The sequence below is a fragment of the Actinoplanes solisilvae genome (genome assembly GCF_003999975.1).
GTDB lineage: Bacteria > Actinomycetota > Actinomycetes > Mycobacteriales > Micromonosporaceae > Actinoplanes > Actinoplanes solisilvae.
Genome location: NZ_RJAC01000002.1, coordinates 837171 through 855868, shown reverse-complemented (window position 1 = coordinate 855868; position 18698 = coordinate 837171). Strand labels below are relative to the sequence as shown.

Genomic DNA, 18698 nt, shown 5'->3' with positions numbered 1-18698 from the left:
AGGCCGTCCGGGTTGCTCTCCGACTTGACCATGATCGGCGGCACCGCGCCCGCCGTCACGACCTTGGCGACCCGCCCCTGCACCTGGCCGTACTGCGCCGCGTACCGGACCGCCTCACCGCCACCGGTCGAGTGGCCGATCACGATGATGTCGCGCAGGTCCAGCGCCTCGACCACCGCGTTCAGATCCCGGCAGTACGTGTCCATGTCGTTGCCCGAATAGGTCTTCTCGGACCGGCCGTGCCCACGACGGTCGTGCGCGACCGTCCGGTAACCGGCATCGGCGAACTTCTTGATCTCGACCGACCAAGCGTCGGAACTCAACGGCCAGCCGTGACTGAACAGGACGGGCTGCCCGGAGCCCTGATCGGTGTAGTAGATCTGAACGCCGTCGGGCGTCGTTACGTAAGGCATCGTCTGGTTTCCTTATCTCTAGCGATGACCGGTTGCGCCAGCACATGCCCGAGCGTCATGGGGTCGGAACGCGGAGTTACCGCTCGTCACACTTGCGCCCGAAGGCGTTTCACCGGCAACCAGGTGGGGTTATCCCCCACTGCCGGGCGGCCCTCAGGGTGAGCGGGTCACTGAGAGACCATGGCGATTCGCATAGGTCGCCGCCTCAGTCCGATTGCGCGCGCCGATCTTGGCGAGCAGGTCAGCCTCTCGCTAGCGGTCGGCGTAGAACACGGCGCTGGCGACGGCGCGCTTCCAGTTCGCGTATTCGGCGGCGCGCCGGGCACCGTCCATGTCGGAGAGCCAGCGGCCCGCGCTGTGCCGGTTGTTCCGCAGGTCACGCAGGTCGGACCAGTAGCCGACAGCCAGCCCGGCGGCGTAGGCGGCGCCCAGCGAAACCGTCTCGGCGACCATCGGGCGTACGACCGGCACGTCCAGGAAGTTCGCGATCAACTGCATCAGCAGGTTGTCGGCTGTCATCCCGCCGTCGACACTCAGCGTGGTCAGCGTCAGACCCGAGTCGGCGTTCATCGCGTCGACCACGTCGCGGGTCTGCCACCCGGTGGCCTCCAGCACGGCCCGGGCCAGATGACCCTTGGTGATGTACGAGGTGAGGCCGACGATTACCCCGCGGGCCTCGCCGTGCCAGTAGGGAGCGAACAGCCCCGAGAACGCCGGCACGATGTAGCACCCGCCGTTGTCACGGACAGTCGCCGCCAGCGTCTCGATCTCCGAGGCGGTCCCGATCAGGCCCAGCCCGTCGCGCACCCACTGCACCAGGGAGCCCGCCACGGCGATCGACCCCTCCAGGGCGTACGCCACCTCGCCCGACCCGATGCGGTAACCGACCGTGGTGATCAGCCCGTGGGTCGAACGTACGGGCTCGGTCCCCGTGTTCATCAGCAGAAAACCGCCGGTCCCGTACGTGCATTTGGCGTCCCCGGGTGCGAAACACGTCTGCCCGAACAGCGCCGCCTGCTGGTCGCCGATCGCCGCCCCGATCGGCATGCCGGCCTCGGTCACCCCGAGCACCTCGGACGACGACCTGATCTCGGGCAGCATCGCGCGGGGGATGCCGAACGTGGCCAGCAGCTCGTCGTCCCACTCGAGGGTCGACAGGTCCATCAGCATCGTCCGGCTGGCGTTGGTGACGTCGGTGACGTGCAGGCCGCCGGTCAGGTTCCAGACCAGCCAGCTGTCCATTGTTCCGAACAGCACCTCGCCGTGCTCGGCCCGCGACCGCAGCCCGTCGATGCTGTCGAGGAGCCACCGCACTTTCGTCGCCGAGAAGTAGGTGGCCAGCGGCAGGCCGGTGCGGGCGCGGATCAACTCGCCGTCGAGCCCCTCCAGCAGCGGCGCCGTGCGGGTGTCCTGCCAGACGATGGCCGGCGCGACCGGTGTGCCCGTGGCCCTGTCCCAGAGCACGACGGTTTCGCGCTGGTTGGCGATGCCGAGTGCCGCGACCTGGTCGGGCCCGATTCCCGCGGCGCTCATCGCGCGCTTGATCAGCCGCTGGGTGTCGCGCCAGATGCGGGCCGCGTCGTGCTCGACCCAGCCCGGCCGGGGGAACGACTGCGGATGCTCGCCCTGCGCGATCGCCACCACGGTCGCCCGGCGGTCGAACAGGATGCACCGGGTCGACGTGGTGCCCTGGTCGACGGCGAGCACATAACGGTCGCTCATGGCCCCTGCCCGGCCAGTTCGCGCGAGATCGCCCGGGCGGCGGTGACGACGAGGTCGACCAGCGCCGGCCGGGGCTGCCGCCGGGTGTCGCAGAGCTGTTCGACCGGACCCGAGACGCCGATCGCCCCGACCACCAGCCCGCCGAAGCTGCGTACGGGCGCCGCGATTCCGGCCCGGTCGGGCTCCCACTCCTCGACCGAGAGCGCCCAGCCCCGATCACGGGTCTCGGCCAGTGACCGCGCGAGCTCGCGTGGGCTGGTCAGAGTCAATCTCGTGTACGCCTTCAGGCCCGCTCGCACGGCAGCCTCGGCGGCCGGAGCGTTGTAGGCCAGCAGCACCTTGCCGAGCGCGGTCGCGTGGGCCGGCAGCATCCGGCCGGTCTGCAGTGACTGGGCCGAGTCGTCGGGGCGGAAGACGTGGTGCACGACGACCACCTCGCCGTCGCGCAGTGCCCCGACCCGCACCTCCTCGCCGCTGCGGGCGGCCAGGGCGTCGGCCCAGTTCAGCGCGCGTCCGCGCAGCTCGTTGAGGTCGAGCTCGATGTCGTGTTCATCGTCACCGAGCTCGAGCAGGGCGCGGCCGAGCCGATAGCGGGTGGTGAGTGGGTCCTGCTCGACGAAGCCGACGTGCTCGAGCGTGCGCAGGATGCTGTGAGCCGTCGATTTAGGCAGGTCGAGGGCGTCGGCGATCTCTTTGACGCGCAGCCGGCCCGGCCCCGCGGCCAGCAACCGCAGCACGGCCGACGACCTCTCGATGGACTGGATCAGGCCAGGCACGTGCGACATTGTCGCACGCGGGTCGTTGTCGCCACAGGTACGGCTGCCTACCGTTCGGAGATGAAGGGGCAACCCTGAGGACCAGTCGCAGTGGAGCGGCCGGGCCTTGTGAGATGGGAATCTTCCATGAACACTTCGGTGATCTCGCCGCAGGCACGCGCTGAGGCGCTGGCCGCGCTCGCGAGTGGTGAAGAGCTCGACGTCCTGGTCATCGGCGCCGGCGTGGTGGGTGCGGGTTCCGCGCTCGACGCCGCCACCCGAGGCCTCTCGGTCGGCCTGATCGAGGCCCGCGACTTCGCGAGCGGCACGTCCAGCCGGTCCAGCAAGCTTATCCACGGCGGCCTCCGCTACCTCGAGATGCTCGACTTCTCGCTGGTCCGCGAGGCGCTGCGGGAACGCGGACTGCTGATCCAGCGTCTTGCGCCGCACCTCGTACGCCCGGTGCCTTTCCTTTATCCCTTGCAGCACCGTGCGTGGGAGCGGTTGTACGTCGGAGCCGGCGTCGCCCTCTACGACGTGCTCGCGCTCTCGGGCTGGGGCGCCGGACTGCCCCGCCACAAGCACCTCAGCAAGACCGAGGCGATGAAGGCGTTCCCCTCGCTGCGCCCCGACTCGCTGGTCGGCGCGATTCGCTACTACGACGCCCAGGTCGACGACGCCCGCCACACCATGTTCGTGGTGCGCACGGCGGCGGCGTACGGCGCCAAGGTCGCGACCCGCACCGAGATGGTCGACTTCCTGCGTGACGGCCGCCGGGTCGTGGGTGTGCGTGCCCGCGACGCCGAGACCGGCCGTGAGTTCGAGATCCGGGCCAAGGTCGTCATCAACGCGACCGGCGTCTGGACCGGCGACAGCCAGGCCAAGCTGAACAATGAGGGCAGCAAGTTCAAGGTCACGGCGAGCAAGGGCATCCACCTCGTCGTGCCGCGCGACCGCATCTCCGGCGGCAGCGGCATGATCCTGCGGACCGACAAGAGCGTCCTGTTCGTCATCCCGTGGGACCGTCACTGGATCATCGGCACGACCGACACGGCGTGGAAGCTCGGCAAGGCCCACCCGGCCGCCTCCGCGGGCGACGTCGACTACGTGCTGGCCGAGGTCAACAAGGTGCTGGCCACGCCGCTCACCCGTGACGACGTGCAGGGTGTCTACGCCGGGCTGCGGCCGCTGCTGGCCGCCGAGAAGTCGTCGACCACCAAGCTGTCGCGTGAGCACGCGGTCAACTCCCCGGTGCCCGGCCTGGTCGTGGTGGCCGGCGGCAAGTACACGACCTACCGCGTGATGGCCAAGGATGCCGTCGACATGGCGGCCCGCGAGCTGCCGGGACCGGTGACGCCTTCGATCACCGAGCAGGTCCCGCTGCTGGGCGCCGAGGGCTTCAAGGCGACCTGGAACCGGCGCGCGGCGCTGGCCCGGGAGGCCGGTCTCGACGTCTACCGCGTCGAGCACCTGCTGCGCCGCTACGGCACGCTCACCAACGAGGTGCTGGCACTGGTCGAGGCCGACCCCACGCTGGGGCAGCCGGTCGACGGGGCGCCGGACTACCTGCGCGCGGAGCTGGTCTACGCGGCGACGAACGAGGGCGCCCGGCACCTGGAAGACGTGCTGACTCGTCGTACGCGCATCTCGATCGAGACCCCGGACCGCGGGCTCGCCGCCGCCCGGGACGCCGCACCGCTGCTGGCCGGCCCGCTCGGCTGGTCCGCGTCGGAGGTCGAGCACGAGCTCGCGGCGTACGAGTCGCGGGTGGCCGCCGAGAAGGCCGCACAGGAGCAGCCGGACGATGAGAGTGCCGACGCATCGCGCCGGGACGCTCCGGACGTCGTACCCCTGGCAGCTTGATCTTCTAGGCAGCGGAGGCCGGCCGGCAACGGCCGGCCTTCGCTGTTCAGCGCAGGGTTGACAGCCGGTGGCGGCGCTTCGCGACCTCGGCCGAGCGGCGGGTGTGACCGTTGGCGTCGTCCAGGACGGAAGCTTGTAGCTCCAGGCCGGCCAGCAGATCGCGAGCGGTCGTGACGTCGTGGCGGTCGAGGGCGACGTCCGCCGCTGAGCGCAGCGCGAAAAAGAGCACGTAGGTCGAGTTGAGCCGGTGGGCACAGTCGACATAGCGGGCCGCCGTGGCGGTCGCCGCGTCCAGGTCGCCGAGGGCGCGCTGGGCCGCGACCAGGGCGTGCAGCGGAAGGCGCAGCGCCTCGTCGCCCAGGGGCCCAGCCTCGCGGACGGCCGCGGTGGCATGCCGTAGCGCGGTGCGCCGATGCATGCGGTTCAACTCGCAGTGGGTCAGGCCGACGAGCGCCTTGTAGCGGACGCCCGGATCGTCGAGGACCGCCCGGAAATGGGGCACCGCCTCGGTCGGCCGGCCCGCCTCGCACAGGATGTCGCCCAGCCGGTAGCGCAGCGTCGCGAGCGTCGTGCCGGGCGCGCCGGGCACGTGCGTCTCCACCGCTTCCTCGGCGAGCTCCACGGCCTTGTCCCAATCGCCCAGCTCGCGGTGGGTGGCTGCCCGCTGGGCCAGCAGCCCGCCGCGCCACTCGGGGTGGCCGATCGAATCGAGGTAGCGCTCGGCCGCGTCGAGCACGGCGAACAGCGAGCGCAGCGGCACGCCACAGAAGCGGGCCGCCTCCACCCACTGCATGTGGGCCGTCGCCACCGTCCAGGCTTCGTGCGTCGTGCCCGCCGCGGCCAGGGCGAGGATGCGCGTGTATCGGGTCATCGCGGCCGGGTGGTCACCCCGGGCGCTCAGCGTCGCCGCCTCGGCGGCCAGAGTCGCGACATCCATGGCTCCATGGTGCGGCCGCGAATGTTTGTTGAATAGACAATGAGAAATCTCGCGGAGTCGGTGGACCGAGGGGCCGGGCACTGCGACGCTTAGCTACGTGTATGACTACGATCTGTTGGTGCTGGGCTCCGGGCCTAGTGGTCAGAAGGCCGCCATCGCCGCCTCCAAGCTCGGTCGGCGGGTCGGCATCGTCGACCGTCGCGACATGATCGGCGGCGTCTGCATCAATACGGGCACCGTGCCGTCCAAGACTCTGCGTGAGGCCGTCCTCTATCTCACCGGTCTCAGTCAGCGTGACCTCTACGGAAGCAGCTACCGGGTCAAAGACGAGATCACCGTCAGTGACCTCGCCGCCCGCACCCAGCACGTGATCGCCCGGCAGACCGACGTCATCCGCAACCAGCTCGCCCGCAACAAGGTCACCATGATCACCGGTGTCGGGCGGTTCTCCGACAACCACTCGATCTGGGTCGACGGCGGCAGCGGTCGCGAGAACAAGGTCAGCGCCGACAAGATCATCATTGCCGCGGGCACCCGGCCGGCGCGGCCCGACAGCGTCGACTTCGACGACCGTACGATCGTCGACTCCGACGGCGTGATCAACCTGCAGGCCGTGCCGCGCAGCATGGTCGTGGTCGGCGCCGGGGTCATCGGCATGGAATACGCGTCCATGTTCGCCGCCCTTGGCACCAAGGTCACCGTGGTTGAGCGCCGCGAGCAGATGCTCGACTTCTGCGACGACGAGATCGTCGAATCCCTCAAATACCATTTGCGCGACCTCAGCGTCACTTTCCGCTTCGGCGAGGAGGTGGCCGCGGTCGAGCGTCACCAGACGGCCGCCCTCTGCATTCTCAAAAGCGGCAAAAAGATCGTGGCCGACACCGTCATGTATTCGGCCGGACGCCAGGGCCAGACCGACGACCTGCAGCTCGAGGCGGCCGGGCTTGCCGCCGACCGCCGCGGGCGCATCGAGGTCGACCTCAACTACCGCACCGCGGTCGACAACATCTACGCCGTCGGCGACGTGATCGGCTTCCCGGCGCTGGCCTCCACCTCGATGGAGCAGGGGCGTCTCGCCGCGCACCACGCCTGCGGCGAGCCGGCCCGCGAGATGCACCAGCTCCAGCCGATCGGCATCTACACGATCCCCGAGATCAGCTTCGTCGGCGCCACCGAGGACGAGCTGACCGAGAGCTCGACGCCGTTCGAGGTCGGCATCGCGCGCTACCGCGAGCTGGCCCGCGGTCAGATCGTCGGGGACTCGTACGGCATGCTCAAGCTTCTGGTCGCGCCCGACGGCGGCAAACTGCTCGGTGTGCACGTCTTCGGCACCGGCGCGACCGAGATCGTCCACATCGGGCAGGCGGTCATGGGGTGCGGCGGCTCGGTCGACTACCTGGTCGACGCGGTCTTCAACTATCCGACGCTCTCGGAGGCCTACAAGGTGGCCGCCCTCGACGCCTCCAACAAGATCCGCAACATCACCCGCATCGACGGTTAACGGCAATGGAGACAATCATTACCGGGAAATTTTCGTTATCCCGCCCTGATGCCGCACAGCACTATGGCGAATCGTCACAAGTGGTCCATTCCCGGGTATGAAACCTGATCTCTCAAGGGGAAACCAGACGCACGGACGGGTTGGTCAAGAAACAGAATCAAGTACTCTTCGGCTATGTCATGGATGGCCAGCGCCCGGCACGGCGTTCGGGAGGCCCCCGCCGGCTTGGCGCTCCTGCAAGAGCTGCTCAACACCCGCGCGCCCATGACCTACGGCACCGACCTGCTGCTCGACGCCGATGATGCCCAACGCTGGCTGACCGAAGCCCTCGCCACCTGGTCACGCGCCTCCGGCCTGCCCGCGCCGACGCTGCTCATCTCGTCGTCCGACCTGCGCTCCCTGCGCCGGCTCCGCAGCACCTTCGAAAACGTCATCCTCGCCGGCGGCACCAGTGGCCCCGCCGGTTCGCTGCCCCCCGCCGACGTGCCGGTCAGCCTCGTGCCCGACGCCGACGGCTGGGTGCGCATGGTCCCCGCCGGCCGCGGCACGAGATGGCTCGCGTCCGCCCTGTGGGCCGAGGCGTTGCTGGCTCAGCAAGCGGGCCTGTGGCCGCGCCTCAAGCTCTGCAACAACAGCGAGTGCCGGGCCGCCTTCTTCGACACGTCCCGCAACAACAGCGGCGTCTGGCACGACGTCAGCACCTGCGGAAACACGGCCAACCTCCGCGCCTTCCGCGAGCGCAAGCGCCTGATGGGCGGCAGCGGGGCCCTGCCTCCGCGCCCCTCGGTCCAGGGCCCGCCCAGCCTGATTTAACCCTTTTACGTACGCCTTCCCGAAAAGTTCGCGAGGCACAGTCCCGCTGCGTGCGAACTCACCGTCCCCGCACCCGTTCCGGGTGGGCCCGCCACTCACCCTGACCGCGCCGCCCGCGCCGCCCGCGCCGCCCCAAGCCGTTTCGCCCCAAGCCGTACCGCGCCGCGCCCCCTCGTCCGCGCCGCGCCCCCTCGTCCGCGCCGCGCCCCCTCGTCCGCGCCGCGCCCCCTCGTCCGCGCCGCGCCCCCTCGTCCGCGCCGCGCCCCCTCGTCCGCGCCGCGCCCCCTCGTCCGCGCCGCGCCCCCTCGTCCGCGCCGCGCCCCCTCGTCCGCGCCGCGCCCCCTCGTCCGCGCCGCGCCTCCTCGTCCGCGTCGCGCCCTCTCGTCCGCGTCGCGCCGCCTTGTCCGCGCCTCCAAACCGTGCTGCTCGCCGCGCAAGTCCGAAAAATCGCGACAAGGCCTAGGCAGCGGGCCGCGCCGGCCGGTGATCACGACGAGGGGTGGGTGAGGGAGGGCGCGTTGTTTCGGCTGCGTCGGGCGTTGTTCTGGCTGCATCGGGTTGAGATCGGGCGCCTGCCGGTGGGAACTCTGGGGCGGTCTCGCGCGACTATGGGGACATGGCTTGTGAGCGGTGGCGCGAGATGCTTTCGGCGCAGCTTGACGGCGAGGACGACCCGGGCGACCGCCCCGCGGTCGACGCGCACCTGGCCGGCTGCGCCGGATGCCGGGAGTGGCTCGACCGTGCGGCCACGGTCAACCGTCTGACCAGCACGAGCATGGCCACACCACCCGACCTGAGCGCGGCGATCCTGGCCGCGTTGCCGAGCCCACGCCCGGGGCTCGCCGCGGTCGAAACCGTCGCGGGGTCGCGGGCACGTTTCTGGGTGGGGCTGCCGCGGCGCTTCCCCCTCGGCATCGCCCTGCTCGTGGCGCTCGCGATCGTGGGGGCCGTACAGCTGATTCTGGGTCTCAACCAGATCGGCGGCGGGGTCGTCGGGGCGCATGTGCACACCTCGCTCGACGCGACGCCGGGTCACCTGTGGCACGAGTCGGCCGCGTGGAACGTCGCGGTCGGCGCCGGTTACCTGTTCATCGCGTTGCGGCGCACCCGCCCGACCGGCCTGGTGCCGATGCTCACGGCCTTCGTCGGCACCCTGCTGCTGCTCTCGGTCAACGACCTCACGGCGGGCCGGGTCGACGCGACCCGGCTGGTCAGCCACGGCTTCGTGATCCTCGGATATCTGCTGATCGTGGCGCTGTCGCGCATTCCGGGCGGCTTCGTGAGCACGCCGCCGGGGAGCCGTTCGGCCGTCAGCGGCTGGCGTGCCCGCTTCGCCGACAACGACCCCGATGACGATCTCGCCGAGCCGTCGCCGTCGTTCCGTCCGGGCTTGCGCCTGGTGCCGCCCGGCCCGATGACCGCCGAGGCCGACGAACGCCAGGCGGCCTGACGGTTCCCGCGTGGGTTTTCGTGTGCGCGAGAGAACAGCGTGGTCGCGAGCCCTGCGGGGCCGGCTGGAACGGGCCGGCGCGGATCAGGGCCGGCGCGGGGAGGAACCGGCGCGAGCGGAACCGTCGCGGAGCGGAACTGGCGCGGAGCGGGGCCTGCGTGTGGCGATGGGAGCAGCGGGAGCGTAAGTCAGCGGAGGGGCGGACGGACGGAGAGTTCGCGCCAGTCGCCGGGGGAGGACAGCAGCGCGCGCACGGTGTTCAGCGCCTCGTCTTCGCTGTCGTACTCGAAGAAGTGTGAGACGCCGTCGGCGCCGCCCGCGCGCTGCTCGACATACCACTGGTCGCCACTCACCCGCAGGTAGACGTCTTTGCGGGCGACACGGCCCCACTTGCCGTTCCACCAGTGCTTACGCTGCTCCATCTCGGCAGCGTATCGAACATCTGTTCGAACTTGGTGGACCGGGGTTGATCTTTTTAGTGACGCTCAGCGCGGCGGCTCGTGCCGCCCGGGCGTGTCGCCGTACGCGCGGGACTGCTGCGTGACGAGCGCGTCGCGGATCTGGGTGAGCAGGATGATGTCCTCGGCGGGCGTCTTCGGCGGGGGCTCCTCGCCGCGGCGGCGGCGCTCGGCCAGCATGTTCAGCGGCAGCACCACGAAGAAGTAGAGCACCGCGGCGGTGATCAGGAACGTGATCACCGAGTTGAGGAAGCCGGCGACGTCGAAGACGACCCCCCGGACCGAGAAGGTTCCCGCCTTGACTCCGGTGCCGCCGCTCATGAGCTTGATCAGGGGCTCGATGAAGCCTTTGGTGAAGCCGCTGACGACTCCGGTGAACGCGGCACCGATGACGATGCCGACCGCGAGGTCGACAACGTTGCCGCGCATGATGAAGTCTTTGAAGCCCTGAAACATCTTTTTCACGTGCACTCCTGCGTCAGCCTGGGGATCGTCCGGCCGCAGGTGCCCACGACCGGTCGGCGACAAACTATCGCCGACCGGATCGACGTGGATAGGTGTGTCAGTCGAGCGCGGGCTCTTGGGCGGTGACCGCCTCGTCGACCGTCGGGTAGGTGCGCAGCACCTCGACCAGACCGCTCACCTCGAGGATGCGGAGCACGCCCCGCTGCGGCGCGGCCAGGCGGACGGTGCCACCGGCGTCGTCGGTGCTGTTCTTTGCCCGGACGAAGACCGACAGCCCGGTGGAGTCGCAGAACGACACCTCGGCGAGGTCGAAGACCAGACGGGTGCGGCCCTTCTCGAGAAGGTCGCTGATCTGGTCCTGAAGCTGGGGCGCGGTGGCCATGTCCAGCTCACCCGCGACCGACACGACGACCATGTCGGCGCGCTGTTCCGTTTGTACCGTCAGAGACATTCAGGACCTCCAGTTATGTGCTGAACGGTACTCCAAGACACCCTCCGCGCGCAGAACGGGGCGCATCGTCGGAAGCCCGCCGCATTATTTGGCTCGCAGCAAGTATTCGGCCTCACGATGGTAAAGTCCGCCCGTTGCAGACGAGATCAGTCGGGAGGCAGCGGTGACGCTGAGTGCGGATGAGGCGGCCCGCTTCGCCGCTCTGCTCGAGGAGCACGAGGACACCTTGGTCGCGGCCTGGACCGACCGGGTGGCCACTTCGCTGCGCGGCCGGCTGAGCCAGGCCGAGTTGCGGCGGCAGACCTCCGAGTTGCGACGCGGTTTTCAACAGGCGCTGTCCGGCGCCGCGCAGGATCTCTCCGCCGAGTCGGCCGCTGAGCTGCGCGCGCAACTCAGCGAGCTGAGCACGAACCGGGCGCGGCAGGGGTTCAGCGCCACCGAGACGGCCGTGAGTGTCATCGCGTTGAAGGACGCCGTCCTCGGCATCCTCGGCGACGGTGCCAGCCTCCGTGACTACGTCGCGTTCTCCTCTTTCGTGGACGAGGCGGCGCTGTTCACCTTCGACAGCTACGTGCGGGTGCGCGAGGAGCTGATCGCCGACCAGGCCGAGCAGTTGCTCGAGCTCTCCACGCCGGTGGTGAAGCTCTGGGAGGGCGTCGTCGCCGTCCCGCTGGTCGGCACGCTCGACTCGGCCCGGGCCCAGGTGGTGATGGAGCGGCTGCTGCAGACCCTGGTCGACACCGGATCGCCGTACGCGATCATCGACATCACCGGCGTGCCGGCCGTCGACACCCAGGTCGCCCAGCACATCCTCAAGACCGTGGTGGCGGCCCGGCTGATGGGCGCCGACTGCATTATTTCCGGCATCCGCCCGCAGATCGCGCAGACGATCGTCGCGCTGGGCATCGAGTTCGGCGACATCGCCACCAAGGCCTCGCTGGCTGACGCCCTGCGCTACGTTCTCGCGCGTACCAATAAGAAGGTGCGCTGACGTGGAGCGGGTTCCGATCCTCAAGATCGGCGACATCCTCCTCGTCTCCATCCAGATCGACATGGAGGACCAGGTCGCCCTGCGACTTCAGGAAGACCTGGCGGACCGGATCGTCGCCACCGGCTGCCACGGCGTGATCATCGACATCAGCGCGCTCGACATCGTCGACTCCTTCGTCGGCCGTACGCTCGCCACCATCGCCTCGATCTCGAAGGTGCTCGACGCCGACACCGTCGTGGTGGGCATGCGTCCCGCGGTCGCGATCACCCTTGTCGAGCTGGGTCTGTCGCTGCCCGGCATCCGTACGGCGCTCAATGTCGAGTTGGGCATGGCGCTGTTGGAACGCGAGCGTGGCGACGACAGCGACGGCGACGAAAAAGAGGACGAGGACGACACCGGCACGTCCGCGGTAATCACGTCGTGAACGGCGAGAGCCAGCGGATCGAGGTCACCACCGACCAGGACGTCGTCCGGGTCCGCCAGCTCGTCCGCACGCTGGCCGTCGCGGTGAAGCTCTCCCTCGTCGACCAGACCAAGGTCGTCACCGCCGCGAGCGAACTGGCGCGCAATACGCTCGTCTACGGCGGGGGCGGCTCGGTCGAGGCCGGCCCGGTCGACAACGGCCGCCGCAAGGGCATCCGCATCACCTTCGCCGACCAGGGGCCCGGCATCGCCGATCTTGACATGGCCTTCACCGACGGCTACACGACCGGCGGTGGGCTCGGCCTGGGCCTGAGCGGCGCCCGGCGGCTCGTCGACGAATTCGACATCGCTACCGCGGTGGGCGAGGGTACGAGCATTACCGTAACCAAGTGGTGCCGATGAGCGGAGGCGCGGTGGCGTCGCTACCCGAGGGACTTCTCGACGAGGGAGTCTGGTTCCGGGTGGAGGCCGCCGCGAGCGCTTCCGCCGTACGAAGAGCGGCTGAACGCCTGGCCGTGGAGCTCGGCATGCCCGAGCGCAGCATCGCGGACCTGTCGATCGTCGCCGCCGAGGCCGCCGGAAACCTGGCCAAGCACGCCGACGAGGGAGTCGTGCTGGTGCGCCCGGTGCGCACGCCCGAGCAGGCCGGGGTCGAGCTCGTCGTGGTCGACCGTGGGCCGGGCATGGCCGACCTGTTGCACTCGGTCGGCGACGGGCACTCCACGGCCGGCACCCTCGGCATCGGGCTGGGCGCGATCGTCCGCCAGGCGTCCTGGTACGACCTTCATTCCACGCCCGGCAAGGGCACCGTGCTCGCCGTTCAGGTCTGGCCCGCCGGGGCGCCGGCAAGTGTCTGGGCCGCCGGGCTGACCCGTCCGCTGACCGGGGAGCCGGTCAGCGGCGACGCCTTCGCCGTGCGCGACGCCGAGGGCCGCCGTCAGGTGATGATGTGCGACGGGCTGGGCCACGGCGGCCTCGCCGCGGCGGCGGCCCATCAGGCGGTCCGCGCGTTCCACGACGGGCCCGCGGCACCGCCCTCGGCCGTGCTCGAGCTGGTGCACAAGAGACTGAACCACACTCGCGGGGCTGCTGTGGCGATCGCCGAGCTCGACCCGGACGCCGGCCTGGTGCGCTACGCCGGCCTCGGCAACATCGCCGGCACCGTGGTGTCGGGCGGCGGTGCCCGCCGTGGCATGGTCTCGCTGCCGGGCATCGCCGGCCACCAGCGCCGTCAGATCCGGCAGTTCGACTATCCGATCACGCCGGACGGCGTCGTCCTCATGCATTCCGACGGCGTGGCCGACCGGTGGAGCCCGTCCGACTATCCGGGGCTGATCACCCACTCACCGCTCGTCATCGCGGCGACGGTTCTGCGCGACGCCGGGGTCCGCCGCGACGACGCCGGCGTGCTCGTGGCCCGGTTGCCATGACCACCGGCGGGCCGGAGCGCGGGCCGGGACCGCTGATGCGCCTGCGGCTGCGGGTGGAGCAGGACATTTTCGTGGTCCGTCAGCTCGGCCGCGAGGTGGCCCGCGAGGTGGGCCTCGAGCGGCAGGACCAGACCCGGCTCGCGACCGCCCTGAGCGAGGTGGGCCGGGTGGTGCTGGCCGAGGGAGCCGATGCGGATGTGACGTTCACGATTCGCCAGGACGGGGTATTCACAGCCTTGCGGGTGGCCGTGGAAGGGCCGCCGCGCGGTGATCATGGCCGGCTTCGGGAAGAGCTGGGACATGTCGGCCGCCTGGTGGACAAGATGGAGGTCGAGGACGGTGGGACCGGTACGGTCGTCTGGATGGCCCGACGTTTGCCGGCGAGTGCGCAGAGGCTGACCCCGGAACGGATGGAAGAGATCCGCGCCGGGCTGTCCCGGCACGTCCCGTCGAGCCCGGCCGACGAGCTGCACGTGCAGAATGAGCAGCTCATCGCCGCCCTCGACGAGGTGCGCTCGCAGCGCGACGACCTGGCCCGGCTGAACGCCGAGCTCGAGGAGACCAACCGCGGCGTCATGGCGCTCTATCACCAGCTCTCCGAGGAGCTGGAGGAGACGAACCGCGGCGTCGTGGCCCTCTATGCCGAGCTCGACGAGAAATCCGAGCAGCTCGCCGCGGCCAGCGAGGCGAAGAGCCGGTTCCTGGCCAACGTCAGCCACGAGCTGCGCGCCCCGGTCACGGCGGTCATCGGCCTGAGCCGCCTGCTGGGCGACGAGGGGTCCGACCCGCTCACCGTCGAGCAGCACCGTCAGGTCGACCTGATCCGCGGTTCCGCGAGAGACCTTCTCTCCCTGGTCAACGACCTGCTCGACCTGGCCAAGGCCGAGGCCGGGCGGATAGAGCCGAATTGGGAGCAGGTCGATCTCAGGGCCGTCTTCGGCCAGTTGCGGGGCACGCTGCGACCGCTGGCCACCCGTCCCGAGGTCGACTTCCGCATCGACGAGCCGGCTGTGGCGTCGATGCGCTCCGACGAGGTGCTGCTTGCCCGGGTGCTGCGCAACCTGCTCACCAACGCGCTCAAGTTCACCGCCGAGGGCGAGGTGCGGCTCAGCGTGCGCGAGGCCGGCTCCGACGTGGAGTTCACGGTCGCCGACACCGGCACCGGCATCCCCGACGAGCTGCACGAGCGCGTCTTCGAGGAGTTCTATCAGGTGCCCGGCAGCAAGGCGCTCAGCGGCAAAGGCACCGGTCTCGGCCTGCCCTACGCGCGCCGGCTGGCCGCGATCCTCGGCGGCGCCCTGCGCGTCGACTCGGCCTTCGGCGAGGGCAGCACCTTCACGTTGCGGCTGCCGGTGTCATGAAAGGCACCGTCCTCGTCGTCGACGACAGCGCCACCAAGCGCTATCTGCTGGTGAGCTGGCTGACCCGCGCCGGTTTCACGGTGCGCCAGGCCGAGACGGGCACCGAGGCGCTGCGCATGCTGCCCGACTCGGACATCGAGCTCGTCGTTCTCGACGTCAAGCTGCCCGACATGAGCGGCTTCGACGTCTGCGAGACGATCAAGACCGATCCCGCGTACGGGTCCCTGCCCGTCATTCACGTGTCGGCGCACGCCGTCGACGTCGTCGACCGTACGCAGGGCCTCAACCGGGGCGCCGACGCCTACCTGGTCGAGCCGATCGAACCCGACGAGCTCATCGCCACGGCCCACGCCGTGCTGCGCTACTACTCGGCCCGCCAACGCGCCGAATCACTGGCCGCCCGCATGGTGCGACTCGCCGAGGCAACCCTCGCCATCAACACCGCGACGACGCTGAGCGGTTTGATCGAGGCGGCTGCGGCGGGCGCGCACGAGATCTTCGGCGGTCCGGTCGTGGTGCTCACCGGGACGGCGGACGGCGAGGGCATCGCCGCGACGGGCACGCACCCGGGCGTACGCCCATGGTCGCTGCCGGACGAGAAGGTCGCGGTCGGATCGGTGGTGCGCACCGACGACGCGGCTGACTGGAACATCGTCGACTGGCCCGAGGGCGAATCGGTGGCGGTCGCGGCGGCCCGGCTGCGTCCCGACCGGCCACCGGTCTATGTGGTCGTCACCGGCAGCAGTCAGAATCCGGGCTTCCCGGTGCTGCGGCAGCTCTCCCAGACGGTCGCGGCGGCCGTCGAGGCGCAGCGCTCCTACGACGAGGAACACCGCATCGCGGTGACCCTGCAGCGCAGCCTGCTCCAGTCGCACCTGCCCGCCGTGCCCGGCATCGAGCTGGCCATGCGTTACGAGCCGGCGGCCGCGCAGACCGAGGTGGGCGGCGACTTCTACGAGCTGACGATGCTCGACGGGCGGCTGCTGGTGGCGATCGGTGACGTCGCGGGGCACTCCCTGCACGCGGCCACGGTGATGGCCGAGGTGAGGCACGCCGTACGGGCGTACGCGGTCGAGGGGCACCCACCGGGAACCGTGCTCAAGCTGGTCAACAACTTCATGCGGACCGTGCTGCCGGCCGACTCGGCCACGATCTGCCTGTTCACGCTCGAACCCGAGTCGGGCCGGGTGCGGATGGCCAGCGCCGGTCACCTGCCGCCGCTGCTGCACACGGCCGGGGAACAGCGCTTCCTGCAACCGCACGGCCCGCTGCTCGGCATCAACGGGCCCCGCCCCGACGACGATCTCGAATTCGTCCTGCCCCGGGGCGGAACGCTCGTGCTCTACACCGACGGCCTCGTCGAACGCCGGGACGCCGACATCGACGTGGGACTGGCCGCCCTGGCGAGCACGGCGGCGACAGTCGAGTCCAACCTGGACGCCTTCTGCCGCCGCCTGATGGTCGAGCTCGGCGGCGCCGGGCAACAGGCCGACGACATCGCGGTCGTCGCCGTGCGCCGCCGATGAGTCACCGAGACGCGAGATCCAGCACGTCGAGGACCCAGGCCAGGACGAACGCCTCGTCCTTCCACGCGTCGTAACGGCCGCTCGGCCCGCCGTGGCCGGCGCCCATCTCGGTCTTCAGCAGGTAGTCGCCGTCGGGGGCCACGGCGCGCAGACGGGCGATCCACTTGGCCGGCTCGTGGTAGAGCACGCGCGTGTCGTTCAGGCCCGACATGGCGAGAATGCGCGGGTAGCGGAGCTTCGCGACGTTCTCATAGGGACTGTACGACTTCATGTAGGCGTAGACGTCGGCCGACGCGATCGGATTGCCCCACTCCTCCCACTCGACCACGGTGAGCGGGAGTGACGGATCGAGGATCGAGGTCAGTGGGTCGACGAACGGCACCTCGGCCACGATGCCGGCGAACTCGTCGGGCGCCAGGTTGGCGACCGCGCCCATCAGCAGGCCGCCGGCCGAGCCGCCCCGGGCGACCAGACGCCGCGACGACGTCCACCCCCCGCGGACCAGGGCCTGCGCGCACGCGACGAAGTCGGTGAACGTGTTCTTCTTGGCCAGCAGTTTGCCGTCCTCATACCACCGGCGGCCCATCTCGCCGCCGCCGCGCACGTGGGCGATGGCATAGATGACGCCCCGGTCGAGCAGCGAGAGGCGGGCGATGGAGAAGAACGGGTCGACGCTGTGCTCGTAGGAGCCGTAGCCGTAGAGCAGCAGGGGCGCGGTGCCGTTGCGCGGGGCGTCCTTGCGGGCGACGATCGAGATCGGGACCTTGGTGCCGTCGGGGGCCGACGCCCACTCCCGGAACTGCTCGTAGTCGTCGATGTCGTAGTCGCCCAGCACCGGCTGGCGCTTGCGCAGCGTCATCGACCGGGTCACCAGGTCGACGTCGTAGATCGAGTTCGGCGTGACCATCGAGGCGTAGGCGATGCGTACGGCCGAGGTGTCGTACTCAGGGTTGGCCGCCAGGCTGACGTTGTAAAGCGGCTCGGGGAACTGCATCTCGTAGAAGTCGGTGCTGCCGTCGCCGATCACCCGCAACCCGGTCAGGCCGTCACGGCGCTGCGAGATCACGATGTGCCGCACGAACGCGTCGACCGACTCGAGGCGCGTGCCGGGCTGGTGGGGGATCATGTCCACCCACTCGCCTGGGTTGTCACACGACGTGTACGACAGGGCGAAGTCTTCGGCGTTCTTGTTGTGCAGCACGAGGAAGCGGTGGCCGTGGTGCTCGATCGAGTATTCGACGCCGTGCTCGCGGGGGGCGATCACGATCGGCTCGGCCGTCGGCGTCTCGGCCGGAATGACCCGCACCTCGGACGTGATCTGGCTGCCGGCGCTGATGACCAGGAACTTCTCGCTGCGGGTCAGATCGACGCCGACCCAGAACCGCTCGTCGGGCTCCTCGAAGACGATCACGTCGTCGGTGGAGGGGCGGCCCACGGTGTGGCGCCAGACCCGGTAGGGCCGCCAGGCCTCGTCGACCGTCACATAGAACAGCGCGCTGCCGTCGGAGGACCAGGCGCTTCCGTACGAGGTGTCGGGCACCTCGTCGGCCAGGACCTCGCCGGTGCGCAGGTTCTTGACCCGTAGCGTGAACCGCTCGTCGCCGGTGAAGTCGGTCGAGTAGGCGAGCCAGCCACCGTCGACGCTGACATCGAACGTGCCCAGCGCGAAGAACTCTCTGCCCTCGGCGAGCGCGTTGCCGTCGAGCAGCACCTCTTCGCCGGGCTGGTCGGTGGTCGACGGCGGGTCGGTCTCGCCCGGCCGCACCGGTACGCGGCACTGGATGCCGTACTGCTTGCCCTCTTCGGTGCGGGTGTAATACCAGTACGCACCCTTGCGGCTGGGCACCGACAGGTCGGTTTCCTGGGTGCGGTTCTTGATCTCGTTGAAGATCGTGTCGCGCAGCCCGCCCAGGTGTGCGGTCGCCTTCTCGGTCCAGGCGTTCTCGGCCTCGAGGTAGGCGATCGTCTGGGGGTTCTCCTTGTCGGCCAGCCACGCGTATTCGTCGGTCACCGTGTCGCCGTGGAAGGTGCGCTCGTGCGGCACCAGGCGGACCGTGGGCGGGCTGTCAGGAGTCGGATTCGTCACCCGACCTACGTTACCGGGCGGTCCGGTTTCCCCGACTTCTTTACTTCTTGCGA

At 70.0% G+C, this 18698-nt stretch carries 18 protein-coding genes; 10 read left to right on the top strand and 8 right to left on the bottom strand.

The window, feature by feature from the left end:
* The 3 genes from EER30_RS10965 to EER30_RS10955 form a co-directional block, all read right to left on the bottom strand.
* The coding region (locus EER30_RS10965) for an alpha/beta fold hydrolase (protein WP_164842274.1) at window positions 1–413 on the bottom strand (413 nt) is incomplete at its 3' end.
* A 252-nt stretch (window positions 414–665) separates the two neighbouring features.
* A complete protein-coding gene (gene glpK, locus EER30_RS10960; protein WP_127500206.1) occupies window positions 666–2135 on the bottom strand; it encodes a glycerol kinase GlpK in 1470 nt (489 codons plus the stop codon).
* Window positions 2132–2911, bottom strand: a complete 780-nt coding sequence (locus EER30_RS10955) for an IclR family transcriptional regulator (protein ID WP_127500205.1) — start codon at window positions 2909–2911, stop codon at window positions 2132–2134. The genes glpK and EER30_RS10955 overlap by 4 nt, the downstream gene beginning before the upstream one ends.
* Window positions 2912–3037: 126 nt before the next feature.
* Between EER30_RS10955 and EER30_RS10950 the strand changes: the two genes are divergently transcribed.
* Window positions 3038–4753: a glycerol-3-phosphate dehydrogenase/oxidase gene (locus EER30_RS10950; RefSeq protein WP_127500204.1), complete on the top strand. Its 1716-nt coding sequence runs from the start codon at window positions 3038–3040 to the stop codon at window positions 4751–4753.
* A 46-nt stretch (window positions 4754–4799) separates the two neighbouring features.
* On the opposite strand, the gene EER30_RS10945 is transcribed toward EER30_RS10950, so the two are convergent.
* Window positions 4800–5690, bottom strand: a complete 891-nt coding sequence (locus EER30_RS10945) for a tetratricopeptide repeat protein (protein ID WP_127500203.1) — start codon at window positions 5688–5690, stop codon at window positions 4800–4802.
* A 97-nt stretch (window positions 5691–5787) separates the two neighbouring features.
* On the opposite strand from EER30_RS10945, the gene sthA reads away from it, so the two are divergent.
* From sthA to EER30_RS10930, 3 genes are all read left to right on the top strand, one after another.
* Window positions 5788–7191: a Si-specific NAD(P)(+) transhydrogenase gene (gene sthA, locus EER30_RS10940; RefSeq protein WP_127500202.1), complete on the top strand. Its 1404-nt coding sequence runs from the start codon at window positions 5788–5790 to the stop codon at window positions 7189–7191.
* A 174-nt stretch (window positions 7192–7365) separates the two neighbouring features.
* Window positions 7366–8004 (top strand): CGNR zinc finger domain-containing protein, encoded by a 639-nt coding sequence (locus EER30_RS10935; protein WP_127500201.1) that lies wholly within the window; start codon window positions 7366–7368, stop codon window positions 8002–8004.
* Window positions 8005–8620: 616 nt separating this feature from the next.
* Window positions 8621–9454: a zf-HC2 domain-containing protein gene (locus EER30_RS10930; RefSeq protein ID WP_127500200.1), complete on the top strand. Its 834-nt coding sequence runs from the start codon at window positions 8621–8623 to the stop codon at window positions 9452–9454.
* A gap of 188 nt (window positions 9455–9642) precedes the next feature.
* Here the strand turns inward: EER30_RS10930 and EER30_RS10925 are convergent, their stop codons facing one another.
* The 3 genes from EER30_RS10925 to EER30_RS10915 all read right to left on the bottom strand — a co-directional run bounded on the left by EER30_RS10925 (window position 9643) and on the right by EER30_RS10915 (window position 10828).
* Entirely contained in the window at window positions 9643–9876 is a 234-nt protein-coding gene (locus EER30_RS10925) for a hypothetical protein (protein WP_127500199.1), read from the bottom strand.
* Between the two features lie 63 nt (window positions 9877–9939).
* Window positions 9940–10368: a large conductance mechanosensitive channel protein MscL gene (gene mscL / locus EER30_RS10920; protein ID WP_127500288.1), complete on the bottom strand. Its 429-nt coding sequence runs from the start codon at window positions 10366–10368 to the stop codon at window positions 9940–9942.
* A gap of 106 nt (window positions 10369–10474) precedes the next feature.
* Window positions 10475–10828: an STAS domain-containing protein gene (locus EER30_RS10915; protein WP_127500198.1), complete on the bottom strand. Its 354-nt coding sequence runs from the start codon at window positions 10826–10828 to the stop codon at window positions 10475–10477.
* A 163-nt stretch (window positions 10829–10991) separates the two neighbouring features.
* On the opposite strand from EER30_RS10915, the gene EER30_RS10910 reads away from it, so the two are divergent.
* The 6 genes from EER30_RS10910 to EER30_RS10885 are packed head-to-tail and all read left to right on the top strand — an operon-like array spanning window position 10992 to window position 16559.
* On the top strand, window positions 10992–11819 hold the full coding sequence (locus EER30_RS10910) for an STAS domain-containing protein (RefSeq protein ID WP_127500197.1): 828 nt from the start codon (window positions 10992–10994) through the stop codon (window positions 11817–11819).
* 1 nt (window position 11820) lies between these two features.
* Complete coding sequence (locus EER30_RS10905) at window positions 11821–12243, top strand: STAS domain-containing protein (RefSeq protein ID WP_127500196.1); 423 nt, start codon at window positions 11821–11823, stop codon at window positions 12241–12243.
* The gene (locus EER30_RS10900) at window positions 12240–12644 is read left to right on the top strand and encodes an ATP-binding protein (RefSeq protein ID WP_127500195.1); all 405 of its coding nucleotides are present in this window, start codon (window positions 12240–12242) and stop codon (window positions 12642–12644) included. The genes EER30_RS10905 and EER30_RS10900 overlap by 4 nt, the downstream gene beginning before the upstream one ends.
* Window positions 12641–13672: an ATP-binding protein gene (locus tag EER30_RS10895; RefSeq protein WP_127500194.1), complete on the top strand. Its 1032-nt coding sequence runs from the start codon at window positions 12641–12643 to the stop codon at window positions 13670–13672. Before EER30_RS10900 ends, EER30_RS10895 begins: the two co-directional genes overlap by 4 nt.
* Window positions 13669–15033: a sensor histidine kinase gene (locus EER30_RS10890; RefSeq protein WP_127500193.1), complete on the top strand. Its 1365-nt coding sequence runs from the start codon at window positions 13669–13671 to the stop codon at window positions 15031–15033. Before EER30_RS10895 ends, EER30_RS10890 begins: the two co-directional genes overlap by 4 nt.
* Window positions 15030–16559, top strand: a complete 1530-nt coding sequence (locus EER30_RS10885; protein WP_127500192.1) for a SpoIIE family protein phosphatase — start codon at window positions 15030–15032, stop codon at window positions 16557–16559. Before EER30_RS10890 ends, EER30_RS10885 begins: the two co-directional genes overlap by 4 nt.
* Before the next feature lies 1 nt (window position 16560).
* Here the strand turns inward: EER30_RS10885 and EER30_RS10880 are convergent, their stop codons facing one another.
* Window positions 16561–18645 (bottom strand): S9 family peptidase, encoded by a 2085-nt coding sequence (locus EER30_RS10880; protein WP_127500191.1) that lies wholly within the window; start codon window positions 18643–18645, stop codon window positions 16561–16563.
* Window positions 18646–18698 lie beyond the last annotated feature (53 nt).

Coding starts and splice junctions, on each gene's coding strand:
- EER30_RS10930 (WP_127500200.1), top strand. CDS start 8,621: ATGGCTTGTGAGCGGTGGCGCGAGATGCTTTCGGCGCAGCTTGACGGC.
- EER30_RS10925 (WP_127500199.1), bottom strand. CDS start 9,876: ATGGAGCAGCGTAAGCACTGGTGGAACGGCAAGTGGGGCCGTGTCGCC.
- mscL (WP_127500288.1), bottom strand. CDS start 10,368: ATGTTTCAGGGCTTCAAAGACTTCATCATGCGCGGCAACGTTGTCGAC.
- glpK (WP_127500206.1), bottom strand. CDS start 2,135: ATGAGCGACCGTTATGTGCTCGCCGTCGACCAGGGCACCACGTCGACC.
- EER30_RS10950 (WP_127500204.1), top strand. CDS start 3,038: ATGAACACTTCGGTGATCTCGCCGCAGGCACGCGCTGAGGCGCTGGCC.
- EER30_RS10890 (WP_127500193.1), top strand. CDS start 13,669: ATGACCACCGGCGGGCCGGAGCGCGGGCCGGGACCGCTGATGCGCCTG.
- EER30_RS10945 (WP_127500203.1), bottom strand. CDS start 5,690: ATGGATGTCGCGACTCTGGCCGCCGAGGCGGCGACGCTGAGCGCCCGG.
- EER30_RS10885 (WP_127500192.1), top strand. CDS start 15,030: ATGAAAGGCACCGTCCTCGTCGTCGACGACAGCGCCACCAAGCGCTAT.
- EER30_RS10935 (WP_127500201.1), top strand. CDS start 7,366: ATGTCATGGATGGCCAGCGCCCGGCACGGCGTTCGGGAGGCCCCCGCC.
- EER30_RS10915 (WP_127500198.1), bottom strand. CDS start 10,828: ATGTCTCTGACGGTACAAACGGAACAGCGCGCCGACATGGTCGTCGTG.
- EER30_RS10895 (WP_127500194.1), top strand. CDS start 12,641: ATGAGCGGAGGCGCGGTGGCGTCGCTACCCGAGGGACTTCTCGACGAG.